16 protein-coding genes are annotated in these 16,336 nt (G+C 47.5%); 11 read left to right on the forward strand and 5 right to left on the reverse strand.

Annotated elements, in window-relative coordinates:
* Nucleotides 1-98 precede the first annotated feature (98 nt).
* From CI595_RS16210 to CI595_RS16255, 10 genes are all read left to right on the forward strand, one after another.
* Nucleotides 99-1,139 (forward strand): zinc-dependent alcohol dehydrogenase, encoded by a 1,041-nt coding sequence (locus CI595_RS16210; protein WP_095174667.1) that lies wholly within the window; start codon nt 99-101, stop codon nt 1,137-1,139.
* Between the two features lie 114 nt (nt 1,140-1,253).
* Nucleotides 1,254-1,547, forward strand: a complete 294-nt coding sequence (locus tag CI595_RS16215; RefSeq protein ID WP_095174668.1) for a hypothetical protein — start codon at nt 1,254-1,256, stop codon at nt 1,545-1,547.
* A 3-nt stretch (nt 1,548-1,550) separates the two neighbouring features.
* Nucleotides 1,551-2,171: a hypothetical protein gene (locus CI595_RS16220; protein WP_095174669.1), complete on the forward strand. Its 621-nt coding sequence runs from the start codon at nt 1,551-1,553 to the stop codon at nt 2,169-2,171.
* A 239-nt stretch (nt 2,172-2,410) separates the two neighbouring features.
* Nucleotides 2,411-2,980: a phosphate propanoyltransferase gene (locus tag CI595_RS16225; protein WP_095174670.1), complete on the forward strand. Its 570-nt coding sequence runs from the start codon at nt 2,411-2,413 to the stop codon at nt 2,978-2,980.
* Nucleotides 2,981-3,394: 414 nt separating this feature from the next.
* Nucleotides 3,395-4,354, forward strand: coding sequence for a hypothetical protein (locus CI595_RS16230; protein ID WP_095174671.1), 960 nt, complete (start codon nt 3,395-3,397; stop codon nt 4,352-4,354).
* A 315-nt stretch (nt 4,355-4,669) separates the two neighbouring features.
* Nucleotides 4,670-5,572: a 1-phosphofructokinase gene (pfkB, locus tag CI595_RS16235; RefSeq protein ID WP_095174672.1), complete on the forward strand. Its 903-nt coding sequence runs from the start codon at nt 4,670-4,672 to the stop codon at nt 5,570-5,572.
* 15 nt (nt 5,573-5,587) lie between these two features.
* Complete coding sequence (locus CI595_RS16240; protein WP_095174673.1) at nt 5,588-7,501, forward strand: PTS fructose transporter subunit IIABC; 1,914 nt, start codon at nt 5,588-5,590, stop codon at nt 7,499-7,501.
* Nucleotides 7,502-7,528: 27 nt separating this feature from the next.
* On the forward strand, nt 7,529-7,786 hold the full coding sequence (locus tag CI595_RS16245; protein ID WP_095174674.1) for an HPr family phosphocarrier protein: 258 nt from the start codon (nt 7,529-7,531) through the stop codon (nt 7,784-7,786).
* A 124-nt stretch (nt 7,787-7,910) separates the two neighbouring features.
* Nucleotides 7,911-9,563, forward strand: a complete 1,653-nt coding sequence (gene ptsP / locus CI595_RS16250; RefSeq protein WP_095174675.1) for a phosphoenolpyruvate--protein phosphotransferase — start codon at nt 7,911-7,913, stop codon at nt 9,561-9,563.
* Entirely contained in the window at nt 9,553-10,299 is a 747-nt protein-coding gene (locus tag CI595_RS16255) for a DeoR/GlpR family DNA-binding transcription regulator (protein WP_095174676.1), read from the forward strand. Before ptsP ends, CI595_RS16255 begins: the two co-directional genes overlap by 11 nt.
* A 76-nt stretch (nt 10,300-10,375) precedes the next feature.
* On the opposite strand, the gene CI595_RS16260 is transcribed toward CI595_RS16255, so the two are convergent.
* The 4 genes from CI595_RS16260 to CI595_RS16275 form a co-directional block, all read right to left on the reverse strand.
* A complete protein-coding gene (locus CI595_RS16260) occupies nt 10,376-11,086 on the reverse strand; it encodes an Rv2686c family ABC transporter permease subunit (protein WP_095174677.1) in 711 nt (236 codons plus the stop codon).
* Entirely contained in the window at nt 11,083-11,763 is a 681-nt protein-coding gene (locus CI595_RS16265; protein ID WP_095174678.1) for a fluoroquinolone export ABC transporter permease subunit, read from the reverse strand. Before CI595_RS16265 ends, CI595_RS16260 begins: the two co-directional genes overlap by 4 nt.
* Complete coding sequence (locus CI595_RS16270) at nt 11,760-12,605, reverse strand: ABC transporter ATP-binding protein (protein WP_095174679.1); 846 nt, start codon at nt 12,603-12,605, stop codon at nt 11,760-11,762. Before CI595_RS16270 ends, CI595_RS16265 begins: the two co-directional genes overlap by 4 nt.
* 90 nt (nt 12,606-12,695) lie before the next feature.
* A complete protein-coding gene (locus CI595_RS16275) occupies nt 12,696-13,286 on the reverse strand; it encodes a TetR/AcrR family transcriptional regulator (RefSeq protein WP_095174680.1) in 591 nt (196 codons plus the stop codon).
* 639 nt (nt 13,287-13,925) lie between these two features.
* Between CI595_RS16275 and CI595_RS16280 the strand changes: the two genes are divergently transcribed.
* Entirely contained in the window at nt 13,926-14,375 is a 450-nt protein-coding gene (locus tag CI595_RS16280; protein ID WP_095174681.1) for a MarR family winged helix-turn-helix transcriptional regulator, read from the forward strand.
* A gap of 69 nt (nt 14,376-14,444) precedes the next feature.
* On the opposite strand, the gene CI595_RS16285 is transcribed toward CI595_RS16280, so the two are convergent.
* Nucleotides 14,445-16,223: a DUF885 domain-containing protein gene (locus tag CI595_RS16285; protein ID WP_095174682.1), complete on the reverse strand. Its 1,779-nt coding sequence runs from the start codon at nt 16,221-16,223 to the stop codon at nt 14,445-14,447.
* Nucleotides 16,224-16,336 lie beyond the last annotated feature (113 nt).

A 16,336-nucleotide genomic window follows, 5' to 3' on the forward strand; every position in this document is an offset into this window, starting at 1 on the left:
GTCACACTCTAGGCTGCAGAATGCTTTCTTACGGTCAGCGCAGTGAATGCGCAGACCTACTGAATAGTTACAATGATTCACATAAAGGAGAAGATAAAATGACAGGAAAAGAGATTGTTTCAACAGAACCGAGAAAGGCATTCCTCAGAGAATACGAAGATAGTCCGGTAAAAGAGAACGAGATCCGTGCCAAAGTGGATTTCGCCGCCGCAAAACACGGAACAGAGTTTACCCATTTCCGGGGAGAGGACCCGTTCCTGGAAAATATATTTGATGAGGAGTATCTTCTTTTCAGAGAGAGCCAAGAGGCTGCGGAAAAACCGTTTTTCATGCGGCCGGGAAATATGTGGATTGGACATATCACCGAGATGGGGAGTGAAGTACAGGGATTTGAAATAGGAGAGCGCATTGCAGGCTACGGCCCGCTCAAAAGCACCCACACCCTGAAAGCCCGGGAAGCCTTTAAAATGCCGGAGCGCATGACCTGGAAAGAGGCTGTGTGCTACGACCCGGCCCAGTTTGCCTTGGGAGGGATCCGTGACGGTCAGGTGAGAGTGGGAGATAACGTGGTGGTCTCCGGCCTGGGAGCCATCGGTCTGCTTGCGGCCCAGTTCGCAAAACTGGCAGGGGCAGCAAAAGTCATTGTCTGCGACCCTATCGAAAAACGGCGGGCAGTGGCCTTGGATAACGGTGCGGACCTTGCCCTTGATTCCTCATCCGTGGACGTGGGCTTGGAGATCAAGATGGCTACAGGCAAACGCGGCGCGGATGTAGTGATAGAGACCAGCGGAAACTATTATGCCCTCCAGCAGGCAATCCGGGGCGTAGCCTATAATGGAAATGTGGCAGTTGTTGGGTGGTATCACGAATGCCAGGGCGGCCTGAATCTTGGAAGAGAAGCCCATTTCAATCAGCCAAATATCATCATTTCCAGAGCCTGCAGTGAGCCGAACCGGGAATACCCCAGATGGAGCTTTGAAAGGATCTGTGATACCTGCTGGGATATGCTCGCAAAAGGTCTTCTAAAATGCGAGAATATCGTTGATCCGGTTGTATCCATAGACGAGGCGGCAGATACCTACATGAGCATTGACCAGAACCCGGCCAGCAGCGTAAAGATGGGGGTGCAGTTCCAGTGAAATAAAGAATAGACTTTTATTTACGGCCTTAGGGGGAAATCCTCAGAGGCCGTTATTTTTTATGTTTCCCTTCCCTCTCATGGAAGATTGTGTTAAACTAAACAAGGAAAAAGAATGAGAAATGGTAACTGTTCAGTACCCTCACAGTTACAGGCAAAAATCCATGCAGAATCGCCTTTGGCGATGGGATTTTTGCTTGGCCGTGGTACACTTTCTTACGGTCAGCGCAGTGAATGCGCAGACCTGCTGAATAATTACGAGAAATGTAACTATTCGGCAGCCGGACAAAAAGTCCATCCCCAAGTTGAGGCGTCACGGAGTTTGTTCATAATTGTGAAGAGGCTGACAGTTACTGAGGAATTAGAGATACCGGGCAGTGTCCGGTATAAGGAAAACGATAAGGGATAAAAGATGAAGTTTTTGAAAACAGCAGGGAAAGTGATCGCGGCACCTGTACTTTTCTGCGTATTTTTACTGGCAAGGTGTTTTCAGTTTTTTTTAAAAGTCTGCGGAGCATTGGTAACGTTTGTGTGCATTCTGGCAGCAGTGGTTCTGACGATAGGAGTCGTTGCGCAGATAGCACTGCAGATTCAGGGACGCGGTCCGGGAATCGCTGCAATTATAATCAGCGTTCTGATAGCAGCCGTTCTGGCATATGTGCCGGGAGCCGGCGTAGGCGCCGTGATGGTGGTGCTGGAGGGAATCTGCAGCTGGATCATGAAGTTCTACAAAACAGCTCTGGAGAGCGTAAATATCGTACATAAAAAGACCGGATATAAATGGGCGGATTATGACTGGGACAGCAATAAAGTCTATAACAGCGTGAGAAATTCCACCATTGGAGAGAGTGAACGTAAGATACATTACTTTAAGGGCATCCGTTCACAGGAGGAACTAAAACGGCGTGCCTGGGCACTCCTAAAGATCTACCAGCCGGACAACCGGTTTGGGGAGGATGAGATAACCAGAAGCATTATGGCGGAATATGACTATCTGAAGAAGAAACTTCCAAAAAGCACCGGCGAGGAGTGACAACAGCTCCCGTACTTTGTGATACTGTACCATGTCCTTCTGTTACATGAGCTTTTCGAGCCTGAAGGGATAGCTCTCACTTTCGAGCCATGTACGGTGAAAAATGCAAAAAGTTCCAAAAGAATCCTCCCAGATGCGTTGACAAGCCCCCCAAAAAAGTTATAATTAAGAATAGATAACGTTCTGAAAAAGATGTCAATTCAGAATGAGAATTGAAATCATTGTGTGGAGGATATGAAATGAAAGTATTAGTTGAAACATCTGCAAGACATTTACATTTATCCCAGGAACATCTGGAGATCCTGTTTGGTAAAGGCCATGAGCTGACTGTTAAAAAAATGCTGAGCCAGCCGGGACAGTTTGCATGTGAAGAGAAAGTTGAAGTGATCGGTTCTAAAGGCAGCCTGAAAATGTCCGTTTTAGGACCAGTCAGAAAAGATACACAGATTGAGGTATCCCTGACAGATGCAAGAAGCCTCGGCGTAGCTGCTCCAATCCGTGAGTCCGGCGATATCGCAGGTACAGGTGCATGTAAGTTAGTTGGACCGGAAGGTGAAGTAGAACTGACAGAGGGCGTGATCGCTGCAAAACGCCACGTACATATGACTCCGGAAGATGCTGAAAAGGCAGGCGTGAAAGACAAAGATATCGTTAAACTGGACATTGAATCTCCTAACGGAAGATCCCTGACTTTCGGTGATGTAGTAGTACGCGTAAGCGCATCCTACGCAACAGCAGCACACATTGACACAGATGAAGCTAACGCTTTAGCTCCTGGAAAAGAGTGCTACGGAGAAATGACAAAATAATCAAAAAAGCGTGACTGTTCAGTACCCTCACAGTTACAGGTAAAAATCCATGCAGAATCGCCTTTGGCGATGGGATTTTTGCTTGACCGTGGTACGCTTTCTTACGGTCAGCGCAGTGAATGCGCAGACCTACTGAATAGTTACAAAAAGCAATCATATTATTTTAACAGCTTTGCGCCCGGTATTTTCCGGGCGTTTTTTTTCGCTGCGATCCCACTGTAAAAAGAATATTGACAGACCCATTGAATTCTGCTAATCTAAGAACATATTCAAAAGCGTTCTGCTTTTTATATCTGCGCAGTTTCTGCGGTATTCCACATTTTAAGATCTATAACAGGAAGTTGGTGAGGCTTTTGTAAAGTGTTTTTATATTGTAATTCCCATTCTATAACGATATAATAAGAGGAGAAACACATGAGTGATATTGCATATCAAAACAAAGATATTACACTGAAATATTTTGCAGACACACTGATAGACAAAAGCCTTGCTGTGTATGGACTGCCGCATATACGGATCAAGGACTGCAGACCCACAAACCTCCCTGCTATAGAAGCCAATGAATTAAGGCTGGATAATCTATTTATCCTTGAGGATGGATCCCTTGCACTTATAGATTATGAGAGTACGTTTACCATTAAGGATGTGGTAAAATATGTGAACTACATAGCCAGGATCTTAAAGCGTTTCATCAGACAGGAAAGGATCCGGAATACAGATGAGCACAGGGCAAAACTGCCTATCCTTCACCTGATCATTATCTTTTCGGCAGATATCGGAGAGGTAGATCCTGATATTATGGATGTGGGATGTATGCAGCTTAAAATAGAGCCTGCATATCTTCTGGGGATTGAAACAGAAGAGGTGTTCCGAAAAATACAGGACAAAATAAAAAACAAGGAAGCCCTTGGCGATGATGAATTACTGGAGCTGATCATCCTGCCGCTGACCGTTAAAGGAAGAGAAGAAAAACAGGCCTTAGCTGAGAAAACAGTGGAGCTGGCAGGGGGGATACAGAACGAAGAACAGCGTATACAGGCGCTGTCCGGAATTTTGACCTTTGCGGATAAGATCATAGATAAAGAGTACGCAAAAAGGATCAAGGAGGCGATTGGAATGAATAAGGTGGCACAATTATTTTATGATGAGGGTATTGAGATGGGATTGGCCAAAGGCAAAGCGGATCTGATACGCTGCATAAGAAAAAAAATAAAAAAAGGTTACGCGGCAATAGAAATTGCAGAGGTACTGGAAATAGATGTCTTACATGTTAAGCAGATCGCGGTTCTTATGCAGAACTATCCTGAGGACACTGATGTGGAGATTGCAGCCAGACTTTTAAGGAGAGAAAAACAGGAGCAGGCTGTACGGTAAATGGATCATCCCGCACAAAAAGTAAAGATATGGTATAGGAAAGCCGAAGAAGGAAGATATTAAAAGCAGATATCTTTCTATCTTCGGTTTTTTTCTTTATCCATGATGACAGGAGAATACGCGTGACTGAATGTGATTGAATAAGGATGAAAATGTTTTATAAAGCATTAAAACGTTCAAAACTGTGCATATTGCACCAAAATAAACCGTGATTTTCGTGAATTAATTTGATTGAATTTGAACGATTATGGTTGTATAATACAGATAGTTAATAAAACAGAGATAACCGGAACAACCGGACAGGAGGGAAGCCATATGATTTATACGGTCACATTTAATCCGTCACTGGATTATATCGTTTCCGTTGAGGATTTTCAGCTTGGCATGACTAACAGGACAGATTCCGAATTGCTGCTGCCGGGCGGCAAAGGGATCAATGTATCCACAGTGCTGAAGAATCTGGGGATTGAAAACACCGCCCTGGGATTTATCGCTGGATTTACAGGCGATGAGATCCGCAGGAAAGTGGAGGAGATAGGGGTGAAGGCGGACTTCATCCAGATCCGGGAAGGGGTCTCCAGAATCAACCTGAAGCTGAAATCCATTGACGGTACAGAGATCAACGGACAGGGGCCGGACATAGGAAAAGAAAAAGTAGAGGAACTGCTGAGCAGACTAGACGGACTGCGTGAGGGGGATGTGCTGGTCCTGGCAGGCAGTATACCAGCATCCATGCCGGATGACATTTATAAGAACATCATGAAACGTCTTACAGGAAAAGGGATCATGATCGCGGTGGATGCCACCAGGGATTTGCTGGTCAATGTACTGGAATACCATCCGTTCCTGATAAAGCCCAATAATCATGAACTTGGAGAAATATTTGATACAGAGATCAGGACCAGGGAGGAAGTCATTCCCTATGCCAGAAAGCTGCAGGAGATGGGGGCATGTAATGTGCTGGTATCCATGGCAGGGGAAGGCGCGGTGCTGGCGGCCTCAGACGGAAGCTGTCATATAGCCCCGGCCCCCAAGGGAGATCTTGTGAACGCTGTGGGGGCGGGTGACTCCATGGTAGCCGGATTTCTGGCCGGGTGGATGGAGAAAAAGGATTATGTCCATGCATTTCATATGGGAATCGCAGCGGGAAGTGCCAGTGCATTTTCAGAATATCTGGCAAAACGTGAGGAAATAGAAGCGGTCTATCAAACCATATAAAGGAAGGAAACAAGTATGAGAATAACGGATTTACTGGACAAGAGAAGTATTTCCCTGAACGGTGCGCCTAAAAACAAAGAGGAGGCACTTGACCAGGTAGTTGCTCTGATGGCAAAGAGCGGTAAGATCAACGATGAGGAAGCCTACAGAAAGCAGGTTTACGCAAGGGAGGAGGAGAGCACTACAGGTATCGGTGAGGGAATTGCCATTCCCCACGGAAAATGTGATGCGGTTGACAGGCCGGGCCTTGCGGCCATGGTGGTAAAGGACGGCGTTGACTTTGATGCCCTGGACGGCGAGCCGGTGACCCTTATTTTTCTGATCGCTGCACCCAACACAAAAGACAATGTACATCTGGATGTACTCAGTAAGCTGTCGGTTCTAATGATGGATGAGGCATTTTCCGATTCCCTGAGAAACGCCCGGTCTGTGGATGAATTTCTGGAGATCATAGATAAAGCAGATGATGAAAAACCGGATATTGATGAGCGCCTGACAGAGCCGTCCACAGAGCAGAAAGGACAGGCAAAGATTCTGGCTGTCACCTCTTGCCCAACGGGTATTGCCCATACCTATATGGCGGCAGAAGGGATCGAGAAAGCGGCTAAGGCGAAGGGATGTTTCGTGAAAGTGGAGACCAGAGGTTCAGGCGGCGCCAAGAATGTGCTGACAGACCAAGAGATCCGGGAAGCAGATTGTATTATTGTGGCCGCGGACGCCCAGGTCCCCATGGACCGCTTTGACGGCAAAAAAGTGATCGAGTGCCAGGTTTCAGACGGAATCAGCAAGGCTGACGCTCTGCTTGAGAGAGCCATAAACGGAGATGCCCCGGTATATCACGCTTCCGGCGCAGTGCAGAAGAGTTCCCAGGCAAAGAGCAGCGGCAGCGTAGGCCACCAGATTTATACCCAGCTCATGAACGGTGTATCCCACATGCTCCCCTTTGTGGTGGGCGGCGGTATCCTGATCGCCATAGCGTTTCTGATCGACGGTTTCAGTGTGGATATGAATTCCCTTCCCATTGATCAGAGAGCGGATTTCGGTACCATTACCCCGGTGGCGGCTCTGTTTAAGAGTATCGGCGGTACAGCATTTGCATTTATGCTTCCGGTCCTGGCGGGATTCATTGCCATGGCAATCGGCGACAGGCCAGCCCTGGCGGTTGGTTTTGTGGGCGGTATGATCGCTTCCCAGGGCCAGTCCGGTTTCCTGGGAGCCTTGGCAGCAGGTTTTGCGGCGGGATATCTTATCAGACTGCTGCGCAAATTGTGCGATAAGCTTCCGCAGGCCATCGAGAAGATCGCTCCGGTCCTGATCTATCCGGTGGTGGGAATTCTGCTCATGGGGCTTCTCATGACCTTTGTGGTGGAGCCCATCATGGGCGGCATCAACACTGCGCTGAACAATGGTTTGACAAGCATGAGCGGGTCCAGTAAGATTATTTTAGGACTGATCCTGGGCGCTATGATGGCTATAGACATGGGAGGTCCGTTTAACAAGGCGGCATATGTGTTCGGAACAGCGTCCATTGCTGCCGGAAACTACGATATTATGGCAGCGGTCATGATCGGGGGTATGACACCGCCCTGTGCCATTGCCCTGGCAACCCTGTTGTTTAAGAATAAATTCACAAAAGAACAGAGGGAAGCAGGCCCTACCAACTTTATTATGGGCCTGGCCTTCATCACAGAGGGCGCGATCCCCTTTGCAGCATCCGACCCGCTTCATGTGATCCCGGCATGCATGATCGGCTCCGGTGTGGCCGGTGCGCTGAGTATGCTCTTTAACTGTACACTGATGGCTCCTCACGGCGGGATTTTCGTCTTCCCTGTGGTGGGCAATGCGGTCATGTACCTGGTGGCGCTGGTAGCAGGAACGGTTGTATCCGCAGGTCTGCTGGGAGCTTTTAAAAAGAAAGTAACGGAATAAAAAATCATATAAAAGGAGAGAAATGCCATGAAAGAATTTAATTACACCATCACAGACCCGGAAGGGATCCATGCACGTCCGGCAGGAGAATTAGTGAAAGTGGCAAAAGGATTTGCCAGCAGCATCAAGCTGGTGAAGGACCAAAAAGAGGGAGACTGCAAGCGGATTTTCGGTATCATGGGCCTTGGAGTGAAACAGGGACAGGAAGTGACCCTGACCTTTGAAGGGGAAGATGAAGAGGCTGCTTATGAGGCAGTGAGCAAATTTATGCAGGAAAATCTGTAATCAGGACAAAACACATTCAAGTAGGCAAAGAGCTGCTGCAGAGAATAGCTGCAGCAGCTCTTTTCAGGCTGAAGCGCGTTTAAAAATCTGTTTCAAACGCGCTTACGGGGAAAGGAGCACAGAGATGGAAGAATATAGAGGAAAGAGTGTATTTGGCGGTATTGCCATTGGAAAAATATGTGTTTACCGGAAAGGGGAGCAGCAGGTAAAACGTGTAAAGACAGAGGATACAGAGGGAGAAATGCAGCGCTACACACAGGCAAAAGAGGAAGCGGTGAGACAGTTAAAAACCCTGTATGAGAAGGCTGTAAAAGAGGTGGGCGAAGCAAACGCTGCTATTTTTGAGATCCATCAGATGATGCTGGAGGATGATGACTACAATGAATCTGTTGAGAACATTATCAGAACCCAGAAAGTGAATGCAGAGTATGCGGTTGCCGCAACCAGTGATAATTTCTCTCAGATGTTCGCCTCCATGGAGGATGATTACATGAGGGAGCGTGCTGCTGATGTAAAAGATATTTCCGAGCGTATCCTGGCGGTCCTGGGCGGCGGTGCAAAAAGTACGGTGAACACAGAGGAACCGGTCATTATTCTGGCAGATGACCTGGCACCCTCCGAGACCGTACAGCTTGATAAGGACAAAGTGCTCTCCTTTGTCACAGTACACGGCTCTGTAAACTCCCATACAGCCATTCTGGCCCGTACTATGGGAATCCCCGCCCTTATCGGTACACAGATCCCCCTGGATGCACAGGTGGACGGAAAGCTTGCCGTGGTGGACGGGTCGAGCGGTGCGGTTTATGTAGACCCGGACCCGGAGATCCTCTCTGAAATGCAGAGACGCCGGCAGGAGGAAGAGGAGAAAAAAGAACTTCTCCAGCAGTTAAAGGGAAAAGAAAATATAACGCTTGACGGTAAAAAAGTCATGCTATATGCTAATATTGGAAATATAAAAGACCTGGCTACTGTGATACAGAACGATGCCGGCGGAATCGGCCTTTTCAGAAGTGAATTTATCTATCTGGAGAAGGAGGAGTATCCCACGGAGGAGGAACAGTTTAAGATCTATAAGACAGTTGCAGAGACTATGGCCGGAAAACGTGTCATTATCCGTACCCTGGATATCGGCGCTGATAAAAAGTGCAGCTATTTTGAGATGGATGAGGAGGAAAACCCCGCTCTGGGCTACCGTGCCATCCGCATCTGCCTGACCCGTCCCGAGATATTCAAGACACAGCTTAGGGCTTTGTTCCGTGCTGCCGTATACGGAAATCTGGCAGTTATGTACCCCATGATAACAAGCCTGTGGGAAATAAAGCGGATAAAGGAAATTGCGGAGGAAGTCAAGGCAGAGCTTAAGGAGCAGAATATGGAATTTCGGGTGCCGGAACAGGGCATTATGATAGAGACGCCGGCAGCGGTCATGGTGAGCGCTGACCTTGCCAAAGAGGTGGACTTTTTCAGTATCGGAACCAATGACCTGACCCAGTATACCCTGGCCGTTGACCGTCAGAATCCCAAACTGGATGAGTTTTATGACCCCCATCACCCTGCTGTCCTTTCTATGATCCGTATGACTGTGGAGAATGCCCACAGGGCAGGCATCTGGGCTGGCATCTGCGGGGAGCTGGGAGCGGATCTGAGCCTTACCAAAGAGTTTCTGGCTATGGGAGTGGATGAACTCTCTGTTTCACCGGGGCGTATCCTCCCAATCCGCAAGATCGTTCTGGAGACAGATGTAGAAGAATACAAGAGGAAAAAAAATGCTGACTGAGAAACGTTTTGAAGAAATACTGAAACTTCTGGATGAAAAGAAGAGTATTACAGTCACGGAGATAAAGGAAATGCTGAACACCTCAGAGTCCACCATCCGCCGTGACCTGACTGCCCTGGACCGGGCGGGAAAGCTGGTGAAGGTTTTCGGCGGTGCGGTGGCAGTGGACGCGGCGTTCACGGCTGCTGAGCCTTCCGTTGCCCAGAAAGTGGGGGTAAATAAGGAGGAGAAGCAGGCCATTGCCCGCTATGCCGCCTCCCTGATCGTTCCGGATGATTTTATATATCTGGATGCCGGAACCACCACAGGATACATGATCGACTATGTCACAGAGAGATCCGTAACTTTTGTGACAAATGCCGTATCCCATGCACAACGCCTGGCAGCTCTTAATTTCCGTGTCCTTTTGATCGGCGGAGAGCTGAAAGGGACCACAGAGGCCGTGGTGGGCAACCAGGCAATCCTAAGCCTCCAGAGCTTTCATTTCACAAAAGGTTTCTTCGGCGCAAACGGCGTCAGCAGAAAATCAGGCTATACAACACCGGACTACAATGAGGCCCTGGTAAAAAAGACAGCCCTGGAACAGTCGGGAAGGCGGTATATCCTGGCGGACGCGGCAAAGTTCGGTAACATCAGCTCCGTCACCTTTGCGTCTTTTGATGCTGCGGAGGTTCTGACAGACCAGGCACCTCCCGAATCCTTCGGAGGATGCAGGAATATCCTTGTCATCAGATGAAAACCATAAAAGCACCGAGGAACAGAGTGCAGCGTGCCCTGTTCTGCGGTGCTTTTTCTGCGTATGGAATACGCCGTCATATTTTATTTACAAACCGTTTGACCAGGAACCATATCCATAAGGCCGACGTGGCCATCATGGGAAGTATATACAGCAATTCCCCGTGATAGGCCAGTTTTCCCATCCAGAAGGAGGGCAGCCAAGAGAAAACGTACTGCACATTTTTATGAAAAAAATACGGAACAGCCGCCCCCATAACAGTGAGGGACGAGAGCTTTGTCACAGCCATCCCTTCCAGCTTATTGGCAGACAGTGCTGCGATCAGCAGAGCAAGGATAAGACCCTGTAGGGCGCCGCCTGCCGCCAGGCATACAATAGATGAAATACCGGATTCATGCAGCCTGAAGAAAGGAAGAAGGATCACGGTAAACACAAATGCCGCTGCGGCAGGGATCCCCAGTCTTGCCAAAAGATATCCCTCTTTCCCCAGAACCGTCACAAACAGATACCCCGCAATATGGTCATCCACCTCCTCCAGTATGACCATTGCGGCAGCGTAGCAGAACATTATGGATGCCAGCATAGAAAAAAGCACATCAATAAGCCCATAATAAGGCCTCAAGATCAGAGTACCGGAAAACCATCCTGCCATTTTCCTGTCCAGTACGGGGACCAAGAAACGGAAAGCCGCACCGGCAAGCAGCGGAGCGAAACAGGCGGCAGACAGCATCCTATCCTTTTTGATAAACAGCAGCATTTGCAGAAAACACATTCGCACGGCTCTCATAAACTTACACCTCCCGCATGTTTCCACATAGCGCTCACACTCTTCCCGGAAAGGAAAAACAATACGCCCATGGTCAAACATAATATGAGTATTCCGCCCGGTTCCGGCCGGTTCCCGGCAATCATATCCAGGCACAGATTTACAGGGTAATATTGAAACCCTTTGGGCAGCACTCCAAACAAATACAGCACTGCCGGAGCAAATGCCGCGGCTTCAACGGGCACAGTCCAGAGAATAAACTGATTCAGGCTGTGGATCTTCGCCGCTGTGATAATGCCAATCAGCGTAAACATAACAGAGCAGAACGCCGTACCGGCTGCCACAAGCCCGAGATGCTCCATGCCCGCTGCAGCAGCCAGCACAAATGCCACAATAAGAGTTATAAAACAAAGGGAAGCTGCTTTGGCAGTAATATATTCCGCAGCCAAAACCGGTGAGACAGCAAAAGCGTAAGGTATCCTCTGACTTTTTTCCAGCAGTACAATAGCCCCCATAAAAAACAATCCCATAGCTCCCGGGTCTGACAAGATCAATAGAACAGCAGCCGGCTGCCGCCAGGACGCGGGCATGACATACAGTATCCCCAGATAAAGCACAGTCAAGACCCCATAGAGAAAATAAAACCCATATTTCATCTGTGAACGCACATCCCACAATATCATTGCCTTTAATCTCAAACCAGTGTCCTCCCTGTCACATCCATAAAAATATCATTCAGTGTCGGTTCACTGCTGTGGATGGACAGCAGCCTGTTCTCCAGGATCAACTGTCTCAGTTGTTCATCCTGGGATATGAGATGCAGCGGACAATCAGCCGTCTGTTCCTGCTCCTCCATCCAGGAGTAGGAAACCCGGGCCGCCCCTTTGGACATGATCAGATTATGAGGGCTGTCCAAAGCCATGATCCTGCCATTTACAATAAAAGCAACCCTGTCACAGAGCTCTGACGCGTCCTGCATATTATGCGTAGTGAGCAAAACGGTTTTCCCCCGCTCCCGTTCCTTCAGGATCAAATCCTTCATAACCCTGCTGTTGGCAGGGTCGAGTCCGCTGGTAGGTTCATCGAGACAAAGCAGATCCGGATCATGCAGCAAAGCCTTTATAAAATTAAGCCTGGCCTTCATCCCCTTGGAGTAGGCGGACACCTTTTTACTCCCATCCTTCTCCAGCCCCACCGATTCCAGCAGTTCCCCAATATCCCGCCCCTTTTTCTTGTACAGCGAAGCAAAAAAGCGGAGATTCTCTTCTGCCGTCATCTTCTCATACATAGTGGAAAACTCAAAATCAACACCGATCTGTTCATAAAATCCATTGTTATGTTCCCTGCATTCCACCCCATTCACCTTGACAGACCCCTGATAATCCCTGAGCAATCCAATCAAAATCTTCTGCAAGGTACTCTTCCCCGCCCCCGAAGGTCCCAAAAATCCGAAGATCTCCCCCTTCCCAACCGAAAAATCCATACCCTCTATAAACGCCTTCTTGGTATAACTAAAAGCCAGTTCCTTAACTTCGATCATATTCACTCCTCCATACTATATGACTATAACTAAATAAACAGTCAAAATAATAACAATATACAGTCCGGCAAACATTTCTGCCGGACCAACTCACAAGATCTGCATTACCAACCCGCGGACCAGATATCTAAGTGCCAGATCAGACTGTGCACTTCCAATCTCATCCTTATGTAAAGTAGCAAAATAAACAGCCCGAAACGCCGCAGTCAGCGCCTCTGTATCCATCCCCTTATCTGCCGCGATTCCATGCAGGATCCTTTCAGTCATGGACATATCTTCCGTCAAATGCTTCTCCAGCACATCCCCGGGCAGTTTCCGTGCCAGCATTTCAACCTCCTCCGAGGTTATCCCCTTCAACACAGGCATTTCATCCATCATCCTATAAAACCCCATCATAACATCTGTCACACCCTCAACATCCAATTCCCTCCCCTTCAAACTCTCAAACCCCCGAACCACTTCCCTCTCAACGATCTCATGTTGTTCCAGGATCACCTCAAACAACAGCATCTCCTTAGACTGATAAAAAAGATAAAACGTCCCCTTAGGAATCTTCACCCTCCTCACGATCTCATCCACCGTAGTTTTCCGAATCCCATACTGTGCCATACACTTAGCCGCCTCTTCCTTAAGCCGACTCACAATATAAGCCCTTTCCTCCTCAGAAAACCTCTTAGGCACCCATATCCCTCCTCTTTGACTAAAATTCTCAATATAGTCATAATACCCTCATCCTCTCCATATGTCAACCCCTTCTATTCATGCATACATTTCCCGTCAACATCTGATCAAGCGTCCATATATCCTACCATTACCATCTAACCAGACATTCACGCATCCTACCATTACCATCTAACCAAACATTCACGCATCCTACCATTACCATCTAACCAGACATTCACGCATCCTACCATTACCATCTAACCAGACATTCACGCATCCTACCATTACCATCTAACCAGGCATTCACGCATCCTATCATTAACATCTAATCACGCGTCCGCCGCAGGCGCAGCCCGTATGCCTTTCGCTTAGCCAGCCAGCAGGGAAGGGAGGGAGGGGAGGGGGGGAAGATTCAGTAGGTTTAGTGGAGCGGCGGGCAGATCCACCTGCGGCAGTCACTTAATGAGGAGGCCATTGCCGACGAATTTAGTGAATGCCAGCAGGTTAGCTGCCCACCAGCGGAACGTCGGATGAATCTTCCCCCACCTCCCCTCCCTCCGTTCCCTGCGCAACATCCTTTGATTATCAAAAATTTTGATTGTGTTATATAAATAAATCATATATAATAGAATCAACCAAACCAAAAGGAGTGATAAAGTGGAACCTTATGAAGTCTTCCATGACGTACTGGTCAATCTCTTCCAGGAGATCATGGACATAGAAGAGAAGGCCCTTATTACTTCTGAATTCAAAGATATTTCCGTAAACGACATGCACATTTTAGAAGCAATCGGAGTTAAAAGCGCCCGAAACATGTCATCCGTGGCAAAGACCCTGTCCGTGACCGTGGGAACCCTGACGATTGCCATAAACAGCCTGGTGAAAAAAGGATATGTAAACCGAGTCAGAAGTGAGGAGGACCGCCGGGTAGTGCTCATATCCCTGACGAAAAAGGGAGAAAAAGCAAACACCCACCATATGAAATTCCATGACGGAATGATTCAGGCTTTGATGAAGGACCTGGACGAAGAACAGCAGAAAATACTGGTAAAGTCATTGCTTAATCTAAGAAAGTTCTTTGATTCCTACAAGGATAAAAAAGAATAGAAATGCAAAAGCGCCGTAAGAACAAGCCTGTAAATATACAGCCTGTTTTTACGGTGCTTTTTAAATCCTTTATTTATATTCCATCAGCAGATATTTTTCCAAAACAGGAAACTGTGCCGGACCCAGTTCCAGGATATACTGGTGAAATTCCTTTAACTGGAAAGACTTGCCTGCAGCCTCCTGGGCTTCTTTTTTCAGATCAATAAAATTCAGATATCCAAGATAATACTTCAGATAATTACTTGGATTTTCCACAATATACTGGTAGATTTCCCCGCAGGTATCCTGAGAGGCAATGCCAAAAGAATTCAGCGTTTTTGTGACAGTTCCCAGATCCCATCCGTGGTCGTGGATGCCGATATCCAGCAGTGAATAGAGACACAGGCTCACAGAACGGTTCAGCCACAGAAGTTCCATGAGGGAGTCATCCAGCTTCAGATATTTTGCACCGTATCCATAGGACAGGGATTCCACATAAGTGGCCCAGCCCTCCACGTAACCTCCAAAGCTTAAAATATGACGTATATCATCCGGCTCTGTTTTGCTGAAATACAATGTCTGATACAAATGTCCCGGAAATCCCTCATGCGCCAGTGTGGTAAAAAGTTCCGCCTCCGTTACCTGGCTGCCTTTGTTGATATATATAACATTGGGGCTGAGTGTATCTGCAGGCGGTGTGAGGTAGAAGGCCGGACTGGAAAAGTCCTCCATGGATTCATGCACATATTTCACCTTATAGGAGGGTTTACCGCTGTCAGGAAAATCCTTGCTTATGGCCTTGTTCAGATAATCCAGCATCTGTGCCGGGGTACTGCTGCAAGTCTCCGGCAGGGAGGAAGCGTCTGTGAGCAGTTTTGGATCAGCCACGATCAGGCTCTGCATTTTTTTGTAATCAGTGAGAAGCTGTGTGTAGAGCCGCTCCTCGATCTCTTTGATAGTCCGGTAGTCCCCGGTCCCGCTGCGGATCAGGTAACGATAGTAGGCAGTCCCGCCGGGGAGATTTGACAATCCTCCGGAATTTGTTCCGTTTCCTTTTAAGTCCGCCAGGCCTTTAGCAAGGGATCGGTAAGCCGGGAAGACCCGTTTTTCCATGATCTTTTCATGCATTTTTATGTAAGAGTCTGCCTGCTTTTTAGTCATGGCTTTTCGGGAGACAAATTTGTTCATTTTATCTTTAAACATAGTGGAAAGGTAATTGGTGGATAGATCCTCTGTAAACGCATTGCACTGTTCTATGATCCGGTCCACACTGGTGTCACTCATGAACAGGCCTTCCTCTGCCTTTTTCTTCTCAAATTCCAGGATCTCATCAAAATAACCGGTCATGGAGGAGAGCAGGGTAAAATAATCCTTGATATCATCAGCGGTCCGAAAGGTGTATTCTGCCAGCAGTACAGGAAGCTGGGACTGAATGCCCAGATTGGGACTCAGGGGTTCCTGCAGCATATAATTATCTTTTATGGACAACTGGGTAGCAAAGTCCAGGTTTAGGATGTCGTAAGTAAGCCGGTTGTCTTTGGACAGCTCTTTGTATGTGAACTTTTCCAGTTTTTCCTTATACTTTTCAACAGAATCATAGCCTTCCTTCAGTTTATCCGGGTCCATACATCCCAGTTTGATGGAATAATCTTTGATCCCGTATTTTTCGGGATAAGCCAGGGTATAATGCAGGTTTAGGGTATTGGATTTCACCTCCTCGGTAAAAATCTGTTGTGTAAATTTCTCAAAACGGGCATCTTCTGTAAGAAAGCGGTCTTTTTGGGTAAAAATAAGAAGGAAGAGGAAAACAGCCAGGACAATAAATCCCGGTACCAGAAATTTCCTCCTGGAAGATAAGAATTTTTTCAAAAGATGCTCCTTGGATAATACTTGAAAACTCTTTAACAGTTTATGAAAAAATCAGGCATGTATGCGTATTTTCATTGTAAAAAGGCACGCGGATGTGATAAACTTTTGATAGT

It is taken from the genome of Blautia hominis (assembly GCA_002270465.1).
Taxonomy (GTDB): domain Bacteria; phylum Bacillota; class Clostridia; order Lachnospirales; family Lachnospiraceae; genus Blautia; species Blautia hominis.

Coding starts and splice junctions, on each gene's coding strand:
- CI595_RS16230 (WP_095174671.1), top strand. CDS start 3,395: ATGAGTGATATTGCATATCAAAACAAAGATATTACACTGAAATATTTT.
- ptsP (WP_095174675.1), top strand. CDS start 7,911: ATGGAAGAATATAGAGGAAAGAGTGTATTTGGCGGTATTGCCATTGGA.
- CI595_RS16210 (WP_095174667.1), top strand. CDS start 99: ATGACAGGAAAAGAGATTGTTTCAACAGAACCGAGAAAGGCATTCCTC.
- CI595_RS16255 (WP_095174676.1), top strand. CDS start 9,553: ATGCTGACTGAGAAACGTTTTGAAGAAATACTGAAACTTCTGGATGAA.
- CI595_RS16240 (WP_095174673.1), top strand. CDS start 5,588: ATGAGAATAACGGATTTACTGGACAAGAGAAGTATTTCCCTGAACGGT.
- pfkB (WP_095174672.1), top strand. CDS start 4,670: ATGATTTATACGGTCACATTTAATCCGTCACTGGATTATATCGTTTCC.
- CI595_RS16245 (WP_095174674.1), top strand. CDS start 7,529: ATGAAAGAATTTAATTACACCATCACAGACCCGGAAGGGATCCATGCA.
- CI595_RS16270 (WP_095174679.1), bottom strand. CDS start 12,605: ATGATCGAAGTTAAGGAACTGGCTTTTAGTTATACCAAGAAGGCGTTT.
- CI595_RS16215 (WP_095174668.1), top strand. CDS start 1,254: ATGAGAAATGGTAACTGTTCAGTACCCTCACAGTTACAGGCAAAAATC.
- CI595_RS16225 (WP_095174670.1), top strand. CDS start 2,411: ATGAAAGTATTAGTTGAAACATCTGCAAGACATTTACATTTATCCCAG.
- CI595_RS16260 (WP_095174677.1), bottom strand. CDS start 11,086: ATGAGAGCCGTGCGAATGTGTTTTCTGCAAATGCTGCTGTTTATCAAA.
- CI595_RS16220 (WP_095174669.1), top strand. CDS start 1,551: ATGAAGTTTTTGAAAACAGCAGGGAAAGTGATCGCGGCACCTGTACTT.